General features: G+C 60.8%; 27 protein-coding genes. 11 read left to right on the plus strand and 16 right to left on the minus strand.

What is annotated here, in order from left to right; all coding sequences use genetic code 11:
* Nucleotides 1-140: 140 nt before the first annotated feature.
* The gene (locus AACG97_RS11905; RefSeq protein ID WP_225785586.1) at nt 141-1,961 is read right to left on the minus strand and encodes a DNA cytosine methyltransferase; all 1,821 of its coding nucleotides are present in this window, start codon (nt 1,959-1,961) and stop codon (nt 141-143) included.
* 128 nt (nt 1,962-2,089) lie between these two features.
* Here AACG97_RS11905 and AACG97_RS11910 point away from each other — a divergent pair, with 128 nt between their 5' ends.
* Nucleotides 2,090-2,260: a hypothetical protein gene (locus tag AACG97_RS11910; protein ID WP_175442629.1), complete on the plus strand. Its 171-nt coding sequence runs from the start codon at nt 2,090-2,092 to the stop codon at nt 2,258-2,260.
* 73 nt (nt 2,261-2,333) lie between these two features.
* On the opposite strand, the gene AACG97_RS11915 is transcribed toward AACG97_RS11910, so the two are convergent.
* Nucleotides 2,334-2,717, minus strand: a complete 384-nt coding sequence (locus tag AACG97_RS11915; protein ID WP_197885839.1) for a hypothetical protein — start codon at nt 2,715-2,717, stop codon at nt 2,334-2,336.
* Nucleotides 2,718-2,727: 10 nt separating this feature from the next.
* On the opposite strand from AACG97_RS11915, the gene AACG97_RS11920 reads away from it, so the two are divergent.
* Entirely contained in the window at nt 2,728-3,051 is a 324-nt protein-coding gene (locus AACG97_RS11920; protein WP_338463575.1) for a hypothetical protein, read from the plus strand.
* A gap of 61 nt (nt 3,052-3,112) precedes the next feature.
* Here AACG97_RS11920 and AACG97_RS11925 read toward each other — a convergent pair whose 3' ends face one another.
* The 12 genes from AACG97_RS11925 to AACG97_RS11980 all read right to left on the minus strand — a co-directional run bounded on the left by AACG97_RS11925 (nt 3,113) and on the right by AACG97_RS11980 (nt 8,569).
* Entirely contained in the window at nt 3,113-3,928 is an 816-nt protein-coding gene (locus tag AACG97_RS11925) for a DUF2303 family protein (RefSeq protein ID WP_197885841.1), read from the minus strand.
* 24 nt (nt 3,929-3,952) lie between these two features.
* Nucleotides 3,953-4,300 carry a hypothetical protein gene (locus AACG97_RS11930; RefSeq protein WP_070085864.1) on the minus strand — a complete coding sequence of 116 codons (348 nt, stop codon included), beginning with the start codon at nt 4,298-4,300 and terminating at the stop codon, nt 3,953-3,955.
* Nucleotides 4,301-4,388: 88 nt separating this feature from the next.
* Nucleotides 4,389-4,847, minus strand: coding sequence for a hypothetical protein (locus AACG97_RS11935; protein ID WP_070085865.1), 459 nt, complete (start codon nt 4,845-4,847; stop codon nt 4,389-4,391).
* A complete protein-coding gene (locus tag AACG97_RS11940; protein ID WP_197885842.1) occupies nt 4,844-5,113 on the minus strand; it encodes a hypothetical protein in 270 nt (89 codons plus the stop codon). Before AACG97_RS11940 ends, AACG97_RS11935 begins: the two co-directional genes overlap by 4 nt.
* 19 nt (nt 5,114-5,132) lie before the next feature.
* Nucleotides 5,133-5,516: a helix-turn-helix domain-containing protein gene (locus AACG97_RS11945; RefSeq protein ID WP_197885843.1), complete on the minus strand. Its 384-nt coding sequence runs from the start codon at nt 5,514-5,516 to the stop codon at nt 5,133-5,135.
* Nucleotides 5,517-5,700: 184 nt separating this feature from the next.
* Nucleotides 5,701-5,895, minus strand: coding sequence for a hypothetical protein (locus tag AACG97_RS11950; protein WP_197885855.1), 195 nt, complete (start codon nt 5,893-5,895; stop codon nt 5,701-5,703).
* On the minus strand, nt 5,892-6,329 hold the full coding sequence (locus tag AACG97_RS11955; RefSeq protein WP_060709211.1) for a tellurite resistance TerB family protein: 438 nt from the start codon (nt 6,327-6,329) through the stop codon (nt 5,892-5,894). The genes AACG97_RS11950 and AACG97_RS11955 overlap by 4 nt, the downstream gene beginning before the upstream one ends.
* 62 nt (nt 6,330-6,391) lie before the next feature.
* On the minus strand, nt 6,392-6,697 hold the full coding sequence (locus tag AACG97_RS11960) for a hypothetical protein (RefSeq protein WP_197885844.1): 306 nt from the start codon (nt 6,695-6,697) through the stop codon (nt 6,392-6,394).
* A 58-nt stretch (nt 6,698-6,755) separates the two neighbouring features.
* Nucleotides 6,756-6,890, minus strand: a complete 135-nt coding sequence (locus AACG97_RS11965; protein ID WP_263975058.1) for a hypothetical protein — start codon at nt 6,888-6,890, stop codon at nt 6,756-6,758.
* A gap of 63 nt (nt 6,891-6,953) precedes the next feature.
* The gene (locus AACG97_RS11970; RefSeq protein ID WP_197885845.1) at nt 6,954-7,175 is read right to left on the minus strand and encodes a hypothetical protein; all 222 of its coding nucleotides are present in this window, start codon (nt 7,173-7,175) and stop codon (nt 6,954-6,956) included.
* 312 nt (nt 7,176-7,487) lie between these two features.
* Entirely contained in the window at nt 7,488-7,736 is a 249-nt protein-coding gene (locus tag AACG97_RS11975) for a DUF1654 domain-containing protein (RefSeq protein WP_197885846.1), read from the minus strand.
* 143 nt (nt 7,737-7,879) lie between these two features.
* A complete protein-coding gene (locus AACG97_RS11980; RefSeq protein WP_397459948.1) occupies nt 7,880-8,569 on the minus strand; it encodes a LexA family protein in 690 nt (229 codons plus the stop codon).
* A 72-nt stretch (nt 8,570-8,641) separates the two neighbouring features.
* Here AACG97_RS11980 and AACG97_RS11985 point away from each other — a divergent pair, with 72 nt between their 5' ends.
* From AACG97_RS11985 to AACG97_RS12025, 9 genes are all read left to right on the plus strand, one after another.
* Nucleotides 8,642-8,875: a transcriptional regulator gene (locus AACG97_RS11985; protein WP_108078797.1), complete on the plus strand. Its 234-nt coding sequence runs from the start codon at nt 8,642-8,644 to the stop codon at nt 8,873-8,875.
* A 211-nt stretch (nt 8,876-9,086) separates the two neighbouring features.
* A complete protein-coding gene (locus tag AACG97_RS11990) occupies nt 9,087-9,752 on the plus strand; it encodes a Rha family transcriptional regulator (protein ID WP_197885854.1) in 666 nt (221 codons plus the stop codon).
* Between the two features lie 11 nt (nt 9,753-9,763).
* Nucleotides 9,764-10,492, plus strand: coding sequence for a helix-turn-helix domain-containing protein (locus AACG97_RS11995; protein WP_197885848.1), 729 nt, complete (start codon nt 9,764-9,766; stop codon nt 10,490-10,492).
* Nucleotides 10,489-11,172, plus strand: coding sequence for a replication protein P (locus AACG97_RS12000; RefSeq protein WP_197885849.1), 684 nt, complete (start codon nt 10,489-10,491; stop codon nt 11,170-11,172). Before AACG97_RS11995 ends, AACG97_RS12000 begins: the two co-directional genes overlap by 4 nt.
* A gap of 24 nt (nt 11,173-11,196) precedes the next feature.
* On the plus strand, nt 11,197-11,493 hold the full coding sequence (locus AACG97_RS12005) for a DUF1364 domain-containing protein (protein ID WP_197885850.1): 297 nt from the start codon (nt 11,197-11,199) through the stop codon (nt 11,491-11,493).
* Nucleotides 11,490-11,918: a VRR-NUC domain-containing protein gene (locus tag AACG97_RS12010; RefSeq protein WP_197885851.1), complete on the plus strand. Its 429-nt coding sequence runs from the start codon at nt 11,490-11,492 to the stop codon at nt 11,916-11,918. Before AACG97_RS12005 ends, AACG97_RS12010 begins: the two co-directional genes overlap by 4 nt.
* A complete protein-coding gene (locus AACG97_RS12015; RefSeq protein WP_197885852.1) occupies nt 11,915-13,213 on the plus strand; it encodes a tyrosine-type recombinase/integrase in 1,299 nt (432 codons plus the stop codon). The genes AACG97_RS12010 and AACG97_RS12015 overlap by 4 nt, the downstream gene beginning before the upstream one ends.
* Nucleotides 13,210-13,530 carry a hypothetical protein gene (locus AACG97_RS12020; protein ID WP_070085880.1) on the plus strand — a complete coding sequence of 107 codons (321 nt, stop codon included), beginning with the start codon at nt 13,210-13,212 and terminating at the stop codon, nt 13,528-13,530. The genes AACG97_RS12015 and AACG97_RS12020 overlap by 4 nt, the downstream gene beginning before the upstream one ends.
* Before the next feature lie 11 nt (nt 13,531-13,541).
* Nucleotides 13,542-13,931 (plus strand): antiterminator Q family protein, encoded by a 390-nt coding sequence (locus AACG97_RS12025; RefSeq protein ID WP_125854364.1) that lies wholly within the window; start codon nt 13,542-13,544, stop codon nt 13,929-13,931.
* A gap of 104 nt (nt 13,932-14,035) precedes the next feature.
* Here the strand turns inward: AACG97_RS12025 and AACG97_RS12030 are convergent, their stop codons facing one another.
* Nucleotides 14,036-14,437, minus strand: a complete 402-nt coding sequence (locus AACG97_RS12030) for a type II toxin-antitoxin system HicB family antitoxin (RefSeq protein ID WP_070085882.1) — start codon at nt 14,435-14,437, stop codon at nt 14,036-14,038.
* 37 nt (nt 14,438-14,474) lie between these two features.
* Nucleotides 14,475-14,657: a type II toxin-antitoxin system HicA family toxin gene (locus tag AACG97_RS12035; RefSeq protein WP_016715573.1), complete on the minus strand. Its 183-nt coding sequence runs from the start codon at nt 14,655-14,657 to the stop codon at nt 14,475-14,477.
* Nucleotides 14,658-14,690 lie beyond the last annotated feature (33 nt).

The following is a 14,690-nucleotide window of genomic DNA, read 5'->3' on the forward strand; positions in this document are numbered from 1 at the left end:
GATTTCGGGAGGTCGTGACAACAGAATTGGAGGCACCCAAAACAAAGGTGCCTGACCAAAATGCAGAATCTGATTGATGCTTTAACAATGATTTCCCTTGTGCTCACCATCCACTTGGCTATCCGAGACCTGTATCGAAACTAAGCGGCTGCGGCGGAATGCTGTCGCGAGACACGCCAAGGATCATTGGCACTGGCCAGAGCGGCCATCGGCGGCGGGCTGACGCTGTTGCCGCACATGTGCACCTGCTCGGTCTTGGTGAACATCTTGCCGTCTGCGCCTTTGTCGATGATGTAGCTGGCCGGGAAGCCTTGGGCGCGGTACAGCTCATGTGGCTGGAGCATGCGCAGGCAGATGTCGACGATCACGTAGGGCGTGCCTTTCACAAACACCGTGACCAGGCCCAGGCGGTCCTTGGTGGTTACGGTCGGCGCTGGCGCGTCTGCTGCGCTGGTGTTCTCGGTGCCGTAGTAGCTGATCAGGAATGCGGCGACCCGCAGGGCGCCTTCTTCATGCTCTGGCGACAGCTTGTACTCGACTAGGGCGTGGTGCTCGGCACCGGCTGTCATTGTCGGCACCAGGTCATCTACTGGACGGCCCACGCAGTTGCGTCGGAGCGTGGCCAGGCTGGCAGTCACCAGGCGCTGCTGGCTGCCGGTGTTGGTGACCGTGGTCAGTGGCTCGTCCGCGCCCTTGGCTGGCGTGGTGTTGAACCCGCCATTCGCTTGCTCAATGAAGGCGGTGACCAGGGCGCGATGGTTCTGCGTCATCAGTGTGCCCATAGGTTGATCGGCTGGCGCAGGCTTGCCAGCGTATACCGGGCCGCCCGCTCCGATCATCACAGGGCTGGCCATCATCAGCTCCCCGCGGTTGGCCGCAGTGACGGTGGGTAGCGGCTCGCCCGGGTCGTTCACCCGGTCGGCGCCCTGGTGAGTTGCGGGAAGGATGACGGGGCTGGCCATTGCGAATGATCCCCCGCGCGGCCAGGAAGTTACCGTGCGCAGTGGCTCGGCGGCTGACTGGGCAAGCTCACCAGACCAGTTCGCGATCGGCACGATGAAGGGCTGCGGATTGTCCAGCACGAACTTCTTCATGCCCTTGGCCACGCGCCGCAGCGTTGCGGCTGCCAGTTCCTTCTTGCGCCCGAAGATGCTCTTGCTCGGCACGCTCCAGTCGATGCAGTCGGCTGCCGTGCGCCACTTCTGCTGGCCCTTGGCTGGGTGCTTGGCGTGGGTAGGCTCAGGCCACACGATGGGCTGTCCGTCGCAGCGAGCGATCATAAACAAGCGTTCGCGGCTGGTCGGCGCGCCGAAATCACAGGCCTTGATGATGCGCCATTCCACCTGGTAGCCCATGCCTTCGAGCAACTGCACGAAACGACGCCAGGTGATGCCGCGGCGCTTCGGGTCTGGCACGAGGAACTGCTGTTGCACCGGAACGCGCTCGCCAATTGCAGCCACGGTGCCGTCCAGCTTCATCACCCGACCGGTGGCCTTGTCGCGCTTGGCGATCAGCGGCCCCCATTGCAGGATCTGCTTCACGTTTTCCAGGCTGATCACCCGGGGCTTCTTCTTGCCACCCCACTTGAGGCCGATCCACGACAGGTTGCGGATCTCGCGCTTGCGCGGCTGGCCGCCGGCGGCCTGGCTGTGGTGGGTGCAGTCGGGGCTCATGTGGAACCAGCCAACCGGTCGGCCCTGGCATTCTTCGTCCGGGTCGCCCTCGAACACGTCGGTGGTGAAGTGGCGCGCCGCCGGGTGGTTGACGGTATGCATGCTGATGGCCGCCGGGCTGTGGTTCTTTGCCACTGTGACCGGCCGGCCCAGGCCCATTTCCAGCCCGGTACCGGCGCCGCCGCCACCGCAGAAGAAGTCCACTACGATCTCGTCGTCTTGCGGATCGAAGCCAAGGCCGTACTGGGTTTTGAAGTCGAGCGGGTTCTTTTTCTGGAATGCAGACATGGGCGGCCCTCGCCGGGGAGGCGTTATCGTTGAATAGGGGAAGGCGCTGGCTAGTGGCTCAGTGCCATGTTTTGCGGAGGGTGGGGATGTTTGATATAACGCCCGGCCATTTCACAGGAAGGAACCTCATGAAACACACCATCATTGGAGCAATTCTTGTCGCAGTAACCTCGCTTTCTCTCAGCGGATGCTTCGAGGCAGAGGCCGACCATAAGCCGAAGGAACAGAAGGAAGTCAGCGACAAGTTCTATGAGATCTCGGAGCCTGATGAAAGTCAGGACAAGGGCTTCAAGCCCTGATTCACTGCTGCCATTAACGCCGCCCATATAGGACGGCGTTTTCGTTTGGGAGCTGGCGGGCAGCGCCGGAGGGTCATGCCCGGCGAACCTTGAAGCCGAACATGCATTCGATATCGTGGTACTCGCAACGCTCATAGGCCTTGTACTTCGCCTGCGAGGGTGTGCTGGCGAACACATCGACGACTGTTCGATTGGCGATGTCCCACCAGTCCCATCCGGCCACCAGCACCTGGTAGCGCTTTAGGGGCAACTTCTCGGCCATCTCGTCGTACTGCATTTCCCAGGTCGGGTGGTAGTTGCGGATGCGCTTATTCGGGTCGCTATCGAGGATGACGCCGATGTAGTGGCCGCGGTCGGCCATGATTACGCCTGGCTTGCCGTTGGCTAGCACCCGGCGCCCGATCTCTGCCGGTACGTCGTAGTTGCGGCGGACGTAGTCGCAGTTGTAGTTACTCATGGCTTTCTCCATGCATGAGCCGCCCTCCGTGGCCGGATGCGGCATGGTGGCAATTTGGCTTGATATGGGTTATCAGGTGGTACCGGCGCGGGGCCGGATGAACGGGGGAGAAAGAATGCTCGGAGAAATTGGGAATATTGAGTCTTCGTCGAGAGACTCACACAACGGGGTCGCATTCACTATCAGATTCTTCAAGTACCCGAATGGGTATATGACTGAGGTCCATGTCGATGGCCTGCCCGTCCGAAAAGACGACGATAATTGCTGGAAGACCAAGGAAGAGGCCCACCAAGCAAGTGTTGAGCTTGCTCACAAGCTGATCGAAAACAAGTAACAGTCGTATAGCCACCCACCGCGACCCCAAGCACATACCCCGGGGTCGCGGATTCAAATGATTACTTCGCGTCGAATGTACCCAGTGACAGCTTCGCGGCGGTACCGACCTTATCGTCGAGAACAGCCTTGAATTCCTGGGCGATTGCTTCGCGCTGGGCTTCTTCGCCGATCCAGCGCAGTTTCAGCACCGGTTGCGCGCCGCCGGTGATTACGGACACACGCAGGCGAATCACTTGCTCGGCCAAGCCCTCGAACGGAATGACCTTGAAGTCCAGCCAGGCAGGCAGGGTTTCTTTGCTGCTGGCTTCGATCTGGTCCATGGTGCTGCGGCTGGCGCGGGTTTCACCGACGGCGTGATCGCTCTCCGACGAGGCCTTCACGGTGATGGTGCGAACCGCAGCGATCGCTTTGGCGATGGTCATGGTCTGACCATTCTCATCAGTGGCCGACAAATGCTGGTTCCAGTCTTCGATCCAGTCACTCATGGCCTTTTGCACCAGGCTTTGCCCGCACACCGCCTGAACGGCGGCGAATGCAGCGGAGGGCTTGAGGCGCAACACGGCGCGGTCATCGGCATGGCCTGGCTCTTCGGCTGTCCCGATGTTGAACAGCACGAGGCAGCTCATGCTGTCTTGGTCGATGAAGCCTCGGGCGGCCGGGGCCGCGCGCTCAACTACGTAGGCACTGTAGTCGGCCAGCGAGTGGGTGGAGTAGGTGCCACGGAAGCGGTTGCGGCCTTCCTGGTATCGTTCTAGATCAACTACGTTGAAGTTTTGCGGCACGACGACAACCGGGCCCAATGCCGGCAGATCGCGACCAACCGCGGCAATGGTGTTTTCCTGGATCAGTTCTAGAGCTTCTTTGCTGAGAGACATGCGCTTTTCCTTGTAGGTGCTGAGTTACGAGCGTGGGTGTACAGGTGCCTGGTCACGCGTGAAGAGCTGGTCATGCTTTTCAGGGAACAGGGAGAGCTTGCCGCCGGAGCCGACGTGCATCGGTGTGTCCAGGCTGGTGTTTTCGCTGCGTGTGCCGCGTTTGGTGGGGGTCTTGTACTCAAGCTTGTGCTTGATCTTCACCTGACTGGATTCACCGACTCGGCTGAAGTCCAGGGTGATGGTCACCTTGCCGGCCTTGCCGTGATCCACCACGCCGGCGGCAACTTCAGACAGGGCGTGACCGACCTGGCTGGCGAAGGCGCCGCCGTTCAGCTCTTCCAGGAACTCGGCAGTATTGGTTGGGGTGGACATTGCTTCGACTCCTTGGGATGGATGCCGCTTGGCGGCAAAGTGATGTGCTGCTGGCGCCGGCCGTGCCGGGCGCGTGTGGTGATGCGTTTCATGCTGCTTTCTGCTGATTCCACGCGCCGACAGCGGCAAAGATCTTGGCGGCCTCTGCTTCGTCGAGCGTTGTGTCTGTGGGGATTGCGATCCAGCCGGCCGCCACCAGGTGGTTGGGGTTGGCGGTGGCCCGCAGGTCGGTGTAGGTAGCCTCGATCACGTCGGTCAGGTGCTCGGCGCGGTAGTTACCTTGGGGAGCAACCTCAATCGACTTGTGGTACCGCTCCCCGAACTCCGTCCGACAAAGCACGCTGAGGTAGATGGTCCAGCGGTGCGGGATGTCGCAGACCGCGTCGACGACTTGCCGCACGCAGATCTGCTTGAGGTTCTTCCAGTTGATCAGCACCTGCTGTCCGCTGGGATCGATGTTGACTACGGCCGCGTGGTTGGCCGATACCAGGGCCCTGCAGGTGCGCTCCAGCCTGGCGCGCATGTTGTGCGGCTTGCGCTTGCTCATTGCATGCCGCCTTGCTTGCTCGCCGCACCGGCCTCCAACGCATCCACAAACCGCATGGCCGTCCGGTAGCTGTAGGCAAACCCCTGCTTGGCGCCGGTGGAGATTTCCACCACATCCCACGTCGTGCCATTGCCAGATGCCTGGTAGCGCGGCGCTGGCTGGCTGACCCTGGCGTGCGCCTCGGCCCTCACTGACTTGCTGCGCTCGAGCAGGGCCGCGAGCACGGCAATCTTCTGCTCGAAAGCAGGGTGCATTGCTGTCTGCATGGGGTGATCCTCGGGTGGGTCAGGCGTGGTATTCGAAGGCCTCGGCCTTGCGAACGATTCGAACTTGGGCGGTGCGGCGCTCAGGGGCGCGGCGGTCTCGGCGCATTGGGTCGCTATCGTCGATCACCGCATGCATGACGATCAGGCTGGCGAGCATGATGCAGAGCGGGCTGATGATCTGGCGGCGCATGGCTTCGGCAACTGCTGCGGCCCGGCGGGCAACACCGAGCTTCAACATGGCGTCGCCGATACGCTTCTCGACACCGCTTTCGCTGATGCCGAAGTGCCTGGCTATCTCCTTGGTGGTGAAGCCCTGGGCGACATCGAGGATGCATTGCAATTCGCGAGGCGCCAGGCCTCGGCCAAGGTGGCCTATCCATGCGCCGATGGTGATCGTGTCCATGATTAGCTCGTGCGGGGTGGCTGCATTGATGTGTGATCTGGTATTGAGCGCCCCGTTTCCGCGTTTCGGCGCATCCATCTAGGCGCTTGGGTTTCAGCGGCCACGTCTCACAGATCACACACCGATGCAGCCTAGTGATGGGGAACCAGGTGAACCGGGCAGTTTTCGTCAGGCTGACGCGGTGCTACTGCTGGGTGCGCAGTTCGTTGCGAGGCACCCATCCGCTACTGGTCTTGACCATGCAGCCGACGAATGCGGCGTAGCGGGTATCGCGCTCGGTTTGATGGCCGTACCAAGCGCAGGTGCCATAGTCGATGCCGCGCATGACCAGCCACACGACGGCGGCGACCATGATCGCTAAGGATCCGATTCGGATCACAGGTAGTCCTTGAGGCTGAGGCCCATCAGCTTCGCCGACTTCTCAAGGACGGCCATTTCCTTGTCGTCGATGTCGCCCGAGGCCTCTGCGATGGTGAGCATGACGTTGATGACGATGGCCGCTTCTTCGGGCGAGTGGGCCAGGTCCTTCAGTTCCTTTTCCGCGTTCATGCGCAGGATGCGGTGGCCCCCGTCGTGGAAGTCCTTCTCGGCGCGGTCCATGGTGTTGGACAGTTCCGGGCCGAAGCCTTTGAGCTGAGGCGTATTGGCGATCAGCTTTTCGGTCTTCTTGATCTCGTCCTCGCCGATATCGCCGTCGGCCGCTGCGACGTAGAAGGCGCCGTACACGATCGCCTGCATCAGGTCGCGGTTCTGAACCACCTGCATTGCAGCGCGGGCTTCACGACCTTTCTTGCCGAACAGTTTTGCAAACATGGGGTGTTGCTCCGTGGGGTTGATTTCCCGTCTGGCCCTGTTGCCAAGGCTAGCCAGTGAAATCAGATCACCGCAGTCAGCGTCCGAGTGCCATCGGCGTGCTGCGTGGTGATGTTCATACCGATGTGATGCGGTGCGCTTTTCTGAATCGCCATGGCCGCCTTGCTGAAGCGCTCATCGAAAGCGCCTTCACCATCAGGCAGGTGAGAGGTGCAGGTCAGGCGGGAGCAGTCTTCGCCGTTCGGGCCTTCACCGTCGTGGGCGATGTTGAAGCTGGCGATCATTGCAATGCCGTGCTCACGGCAGATGCCGATAATGCTTTGCATCAGCGGGCTGATTTGGTCGTCGTAGATTTCTTCTTTGTTCACGTGAATGCCCTCGGGTTAATTTCCCGGCAGCCACTCATAGGAATGGCTGCGAGCGAAATCACCAGGAGCGTGGGCGGTGCATCAGCTCAAGGATCAGCGCCTTTTCGTAACCCGGGATGAGGCAGCTGCAGGTGTTGTCGATGCGGTCGTGCTTCACGGCGACGCGGGCTTTGCGGAATTGCTTGCGCTTCATTTCGTGTTCATCCAGTGGATTCCCGAAGCACCCGGTCGCCCAGGTGCTTCAGTGAATCGCCGGTCATGCAGCGCGAGCCAGTTCCGCATGGGCCTTCAGCTCAGTCACAGCCTCGTCCGGCGTGCAGCCGTCTGCGTACAGGTCATGCAGGTCGCTTTCTTCCCGCGAACCCAAGGCGACCTGGTGACCGATCAGCTCGGACGCTTTGTCGATCCAGCGGTAGTAGGTGCGCTCTTCGGCGTCTGCGCGGCATTCATCAGCCGCCATGGTTGCCATGTTGAACATCGTGAATCCCTCCGATTGATTTCCCTGATACCCCTCGGGAGAAGGGCATCGAGGAAATCTGTACTGCTCAGCAAACCTGCGGGCCGACATGTCGAGCGAGGAAGCTTGCTGCGTTGCGTACTGTCCACCAGGGCTCAACGGCCGGCTTAACTCGGCGCCTGGTGGCTCATCTGCTGGTTTTTAAAGAGCGGTGGCTGCCGAAGCAGTCAATAACCTGTGTTATGGATCGAATAATAACTCAGGTTTTCACGCTGTCAATAACCCAAGTTATAAATTCGAGCAAAAAAAAGCCCGCACATGGCGGGCGGGTGTTTATGCTTCGGTAAATCCTCGCCATCCGATCCGAACGTGGCCTGATTCGAGGGTTTCGATTGTGATGCCTGACGTCTCCTCCAAGTCGGAAATCAAGCGCTTCCAGTCTGCAGGCGATTCATCGGCGCTCGGCTTGACTTCAACAAACTGTCTTTTCTGGACGTGAGGTGAAGCGATAGCTTGCTGGATGCGGTATCCGAGCCGCTCGTAGGACAGGGATGGGGAATGAGAGAAGGCGGGCTGCAACATGATTGGAAACTCCCTTTTGCTGTACATGTATACAGTTATCCGTTACGGAAGAAAATTTCAATAGCCTTTGGCTAAATTTATTTAGCTGCCAATCATCGTCCATAAAAAAGCCCAGCATTACGCTGGGCCATCTGGAAGGCCGGTTAGAGCTTGATGGTAGCGCGCACCACAACCCCTACGATTCTGCAGCCTTCCATGCACATTTCCATGGGGTAGGCCGGATTGAGTGGTTTCAGGAACCTTCGCCCTCCGTCTTCTACCAGTTTCTTGAACGTCGCTTCGTTGCTATCAGCAAGCTTGGCAACGACAAGCTTCCCTGGAATAGCCTCGGCTTCAGTGTCGACCAGAATCAGCATTCCTTCCGGGATGCTTGTGCCGACAGGGGAGGTCATCGAGTCGCCTTTCACCTCTAGCCAGAATGCGACCCCTTTAGAATCGTAATCTGACATTTCATAGCGATCCGACACGCCTGGCGGAAATGGCTCGACAGCTTCTGCCCAAGCGCCCGCAGCTACCCAGCTAATCACCGGATACTTGAAAGACTCGAGCTTTTCACTCAGCCCCCTGACGTTACTCGCTTCACGCTGGGCGCTCTGGCCGGATGCCAACCATTCGGCAGTAACTCCAAGAGCCCTCGCTATTTCAAGCAGCTTTTTGGAGGTCGAATTCCGACCGCTTTCAAGGTGCTGGATCGTGACCTGGCTTACTCCCGATTTCTCCGCAAGCTGAGCCTGGCTGAGGCCAAGTGCTGTGCGTCGTTCAAGGATTCGGTCTTTGAGCATTTCGGAAGGTTTGTTCATGCCTGCAAGGGTAAAACACACGTTATTGCTCATCAAATAACATGTGTTTGCCTTATCTATAACTTGGGTTATCATCGGGTGCACGATCCATTGGGGCACGCAGACATGCCGAACACAGAAAGACCAATTGACGAGGTTGTGCGCTTGGCCGGAGGCCAGGCAGAGCTCGCACGAAGATGCAAAACCAGCCAGCCGCGCATTTGGCAGTGCGTACATCGTAACCAGAAGGTACCGGCTGATCTGGTGATCCCATTTGAGAAGGCGGTGGACGGGAAAGTCACTCGCCATCAGCTAAGGCCAGACCTTTATCCGACAGAGGATCAGGCCGCTTCGTGTTGAGCATTTTACAACGACTGGCGTAGCGCCAGTAGTGGGACCGCCCTGCTGTTCATCCGTCCAGTACCTGAATCGCAGGCATAAAAAAACCGGGTGGCAGCCCGGCTTCTTCAACAACACATCGAGGTCGATTATGCACTCCGCAATCGATGCTAGCAATACCAAGCCTCTCGCGTCAGGTGTTGGCGATTCGCCAAAACTTGCGCGTCAGGTCATGTCTACCCGCGAGATCGCGCAGCTGACTGGAAAGAGCCATGACAATGTGCTGCGGGATGCCCGCCGCCTGGTTGCAGAGGGTGTCCTCAAATCTGAGGAGACCCCATACACCCACCCGCAAAACGGCCAATCCTATCCGGAGTTCCTGCTGAGCCAGCGCGATACCCTGGTTCTGGTTTCCGGATACAACGCCCAACTGCGCGCTAGGATTATTGATCGTTGGCAGGATCTTGAGGCTCGGGTATTGGGCCAGGTCCAGATCCCCCAAACCTTCGCGGAAGCGCTGCGACTGGCCGCCGATCAAGCAGAGCAGAACCTGCAGCTCCAGCAGGTCATCCAAAAACAAGCCCCGAAGGTAGCAGCAATACAGCGTCTGGCTGCCGCTTGCGGGGCCATCTGCATCACCGACGCGGCCAAGCAGCTGCAGGTTGCCCCGTCGAAGCTGTTCGACTGGCTTGAGCAGAATCGCTGGATCTTCCGCCGCAAGGGTTCCAGGCGTTGGATCGCTTATCAGCCTCGCATCACCTCGGGCTTGATGACGCACAAGGTGACAGCCCTGAAACCAGATCCAGAAACCGGCATCGAGCGGGCCGCGTTTGACCCTCTGGTCACCCCGAAAGGGCTCGCGCGTCTCGCTGAGCTGAAGGCTGGGGGGGCGCTGTGAGTGTACAAGCCATGACCTGGGCCCTGGCTATTCCGAAGTCCTCTCTGGAGAACCCTGCCGCTCGCCACGTATTGCTGTGCCTGGCCAACTATGCCGGTAGTGATGGCCGCGGTGCCTTCCCTTCGGCTGCCACGCTATCCGAGGACACCGGCCTGTCCGAGCGCACCATCCGCCTGAAGCTCGACGAACTGGAAGCAGCTGGGTGGATCGTCGAAGGGAACCAGGCTATCGCCGCTGCGTACATCGACCGCCGCGATCGCCGCCCTACTGTGTACGACCTTCAACTTAAGCGAGGTGCATCTGCTGCACCCCGTAGGGAACGGGGTGCAGGAAACCGCACGGGGTGCATCTCACAGCAGAACGGGGTGCAGGAAAAAGCAGAACGGGGTGCAGCAGCTGCACCCAATACGTCAATTAACCAATCTACTCACTCTCTGCGCGAGCCATTCGAAATGTTCCTGGATTGGATTCCGGATCAGGATCTGCTCAAAGCGTATGCACTCCGTTCGGGGCTCACCCTGGACAACTTCAGCGCCACGGCAATCGCCGGGTTCGTGCTCCACCACGACGCGAAGGGCTTGGTGCAGACCGAGAAGCAATGGCTCGCCGCTCTGGTCAACTGGGTGAAATCTGACCTAGCCCGTGCAGCTCGATCCGCTACCGGCAAGCCGAGCGCGCAGCAATCGAGCTCTTTCGATGACGACGACACCTCATGGCTCAACGGGGGAGATGACCAATGAACCAAGTAGCCACCATCGCCCACGGCCTTTGGGCCAAAGTTCAAACCGGCCAGTACATCCCTGCTGGAGACACGCTTCCCGCCGAGATCAAGGCCGAGCTCGATCGCAAAACGGCTGCAGTGATCAACCGGCTGTTCCGTGATCTGCGGACCATCTTCAGCGCTTGGAAACAGGCCTGGCCGGACATGAACACCTACAAGGCCGCCAAGCAGCAGTGGCTGACGGCGTTCCTCGAGGCAGGCATCAACACCCCCGAGCAGCTGCAGTTCGGCCTGATGCGCTGCCGACAGTCAGGGCGTGAGTTCATTCCCGCGCCTGGCAAGTTCATCGAGTGGTGCCAGCCATCGCCGGAGATGCTCGGACTTCCAACCTTGGCGGCCGCATTTCGCGAGGCTACTCGCAATGCCCATCCTGCGATGGCTGGCCGTGGTAGCTGGAGCCACGATGCTGTGTGGCACGCGGCCAAGGAGTGCGGCTTCGAGAACCTCAACAAGCTGCCCTCCGATGCCTGCTCGAAGCTCTTCGAGCGCAACTACACCATTGCCGTCCGCCGAATCGTAGCCGGAGAGCCGCTGCAGAAGATGCCGCTGGCACTTCCCGCCGAAGTTGCCGGTAGCCGGACGCCAGCGGTCGGCAACAACGCCCTGGCGGCCATGCGCGCCCGCCTTGCAGGCCGTTGAAAACACCAGCTAGGAGCTTGATCTATGCGCCAAACGAAGTTGACCAAGGCCGCGCGCGGCCGAGAGTGCCAGGTGCGCATCCCTGGGGTGTGCAATGGCAACCCTGAGACCACCGTGCTAGCCCACTACCGCCTGGCCGGCACCTGCGGCGTCGGGAAGAAGCCGCACGATCTGCAAGGCGCCTGGTCCTGCAGCGCCTGCCATGACGCTTGCGACGGGCGTAGCAGGGCAGTGGATCGCGATACCGCCCGCCAGTACCACGCCGAGGGCGTCATGCGTACCCAGGCGCTGCTGCTCAACGAGGGGGTGCTGGTCGCATGAACGCCCCCGCCGTTCGCCCGTTCAGGGCCAAGCCGACCCGCGCCAAGTCCGTCGACAGGGAAGGACAGGAGCAGGCCGCGCTGATGCAGGAGCTACAACTGCGCTACCCGCAGGCCTACAAGCTGATCTACCACGTGCCGAACGGTGGTCACCGCGTCAAGGCCGTCGCCGCCAAGCTGAAGTGTCAGGGCGTCAAGGCCGGCGTGCCTGACCTGGTGCTGCCCATGGCGCGCGGTGGCTACTTCGGCCTGTACGTCGAGTTCAAGGCCATGCCACCCTTCGATGCCCCGGTCTCGCCCAGCCAGGACGCCTACCTGCAGGCGCTGGCCGACCAGGGTTATCTGGCCATCGTGTGCCGGGGGAGCCTTGACGCCGTTGAGGCCATTCGTGCCTACCTGATGCTGCCTGTCACGGTGGCCGCATGAGCGCGACCCGAGAGGTGAAGCTGAGCGAGGCTGAGGTGCGCCGGCAGGCTACCGACAAGTCAGTGCGCGATCTGCGCGACCCACGGCACCCCGGCCTGTATTTGCGGTTCTGGAGCAACCGCGAGCGTGGCACTTGGCACCTGGTGCGCGGCAAGAAGTGGGTGCCGGTCGCCCGCTGGCCTGACCTGACCGTGGCGGCGGTGATTGCCGAGCTGCCCGCGCTGCGTCAGCGCCTGCTGCGCGACCCGGCCACGGCGCCGGTGGTTTCCGGCATGGCCACCGTAGGCCAGTTGCTCGACTGGTACGGTGACCGCATGGCCCGCGACCGCTCGCTGTCGGCGAAGCGCAAGGCCGGGGCCAAGTCCGCCATTGCCCAGCACCTGAAACCGCGCCTGGATGACCTGGCCGTCGCCGACTTGAATGCCGACGCCTTGGACAAGCAGCTGATGTGGCCGTGCCAGGCCGAGGTGTCGCTGTCCTACCTGCGGCAGATGTTCGCGCTGCTGCTGACCGCCTTCCGCCAGGCCCTGCAACTGCGCCTGATCGATCGCAACCCGATGAGCGGGATGCGCTTTAGCGACTTCACGAAGGCCCGGATCCTGCCCAAGGCCGCCCGCCTGCGCGACGTGCAGTTGCCGGAGCTGATGCAGCATCTGGCCCAGGCCTTCGAGGAGAACCCGGGCGACGCCATGCTGGCCTTGATGATGCTGGCCCACGGCACCCGGATCGGCGAGACCCGCATGGCCCGCTGGAGCGAGATCAGCCTGGCCGCTGCCGAGTGGTTCATCCCGGCCGCCAACACGAAGACCCGCACCGAGCACCGCCTACCACTGACCGACCAGGTGCAGGCGCTGCTGGTCCGGTACCGGGCGATTCAGCAAGCCCAGGGCTACGAGGGTGTTTACCTGTTCCCGAACCGCCGCCGGCTGCCGCTGAGCGAGACCCAGGCCAGCATGGTGTTCACCCGCCTGGGGCAGGGCGAGTGGACAAGCCACGATCTGCGCAAGGTGTCCCGCACCACCTGGACCGACCTCGGCATCGACGGCCACATCGGCGAGATGTTGCTGAACCACACGCTGGGCAAGATCGCTAGCACCTACATCAACACCCAGGCCATGCAGCAGCGCCGGGCAGCCCTGGAGAAGTGGCACGCCTGGTTAGACGGCATCGGCTTCGGTGCCATCCACGGCCTTACCAAGGCCTTAACCGAAATTTCACAGAATTCGGCCCAGCCAGCGGAACACAAGGCGTCCAGCGACCTTGCCGAATTTGTAACTAGCGAGGATTCAAAGTGACAAGGAAGAGCCATGGCCCCGCCTTCAAGAAGGCTGTGATCAGGTTGGCTCAGTGCCCTTTGTGCCGTGGGAGAGCGGTAACTCAGGGGGTGTTTCACGAACTGCCATGCGACCACTGCAACGCCTCGGGCTGGGTAGCGGCTGCAACTGGCGAGGCCCTGGCCCTGGATGAACTGGTGACCCAGCTCAGCATGAGGCTCCGGGCAGCGCTCCGGCAGATCGAGCAGTTGAAGAACCCTCAGGCATCCGGGCCTGAGGCGACATATCAGGGAAGCAACCGGCGCGGCGCCGGCGGCACCAACCACACCGGGGATTAAGGGGGAAGGACATGAAAAAACGAACCTACGTAGACAAGGCCCTTGGTGACACCGCGTACATGCTCGAGCAATGGGGCTGGTGGCGCATGGATGGCATGGGCGTGCCTCAGTACGTCTGCCCGCTGTATGCGCTTATGAAGGAGCACGCCCCATCGGAAGGCGGGCTCAAGCAATACGTGATCACGGACGACCTAGCGCTTGCGGTGGACGGCGCCGTAGCCAGGCTGAACAAGCGCAACCCGCAGATGGGCGGCTTCGTCTGGCTGTACTTCGGTGCTAAGTGGCCGGCGCTACGGATCGCTCGCGAGCACAAAATGGGTGAAGCTAAGGCACGCGAGCTGATCAACACTGGAGTGGCCTGGATCGATTGCGCTATGGAGCAATTGCGCGAGGCTGCATAAAAAGCTTTCCGCGCGGATAAACACCTGTTTTCATAGCAGCGTGTCCAGCTTGCAACAACGCGACACAGTGAAACCCCGGCCATTGCAGCCGGGGTTTTTGCGTTTCAGCGGCCCAGCTTTTCCATGGCTGCATCGGCCAAGAACGATGAGCGGCTCTTCACATTGTGATCGCGTACGTACCGGTCAATCTGCTGGATGACGAAGCCCGGCAGGGTGACATTGACCTTTTCGGTCTTGCCCAGGTATGGCGTGATGTCGATCTCCAGCATGCCCCAGCCCATGTCAGCGAAGTCGGGATTGTCCCGGTGGGCCGCGGCGCTGGTTGGCATCGGGATGGCCTGGCCGTTACTGGCGATCTCTTCCAGCATGATATGGGCGACCTCGACGGCAGAGGCATAGGCCTCCTCGAAGGTGTCGCCCGCGGTAACAGCGCCTGGAATATCGGGGATCTGAATGCCGGTGGCGGTGTTCTCGTCGCCCCACTCGATGCAGATTGGGTATTGCATGTTCGTCTCCTACAGAGGTGCAAAGGGTGAAGCCGGGTTATTTCAACCCGGCTCGTTCCTTGATGCTCTTTACCGTGCCGATCGGTAGATCCTTCTTGGGGTGTGGCACTGGTATCGAGTTTGGGTTGTTGGGGTGTTTGAAGATGTGGTGGCTTCCAGTGACACGTTTTAGAACCCATCCAGCTGCTTCAAGCTCCTTGATCAACTGCCTGCTTTGCACCTCCGTCTCCTTGTATGGTTGATGTTGAAATTA

The sequence above is a fragment of the Pseudomonas sp. Nvir genome (assembly GCF_963778085.1).
Classification (GTDB): Bacteria; Pseudomonadota; Gammaproteobacteria; order Pseudomonadales; family Pseudomonadaceae; genus Aquipseudomonas; species Aquipseudomonas juntendi.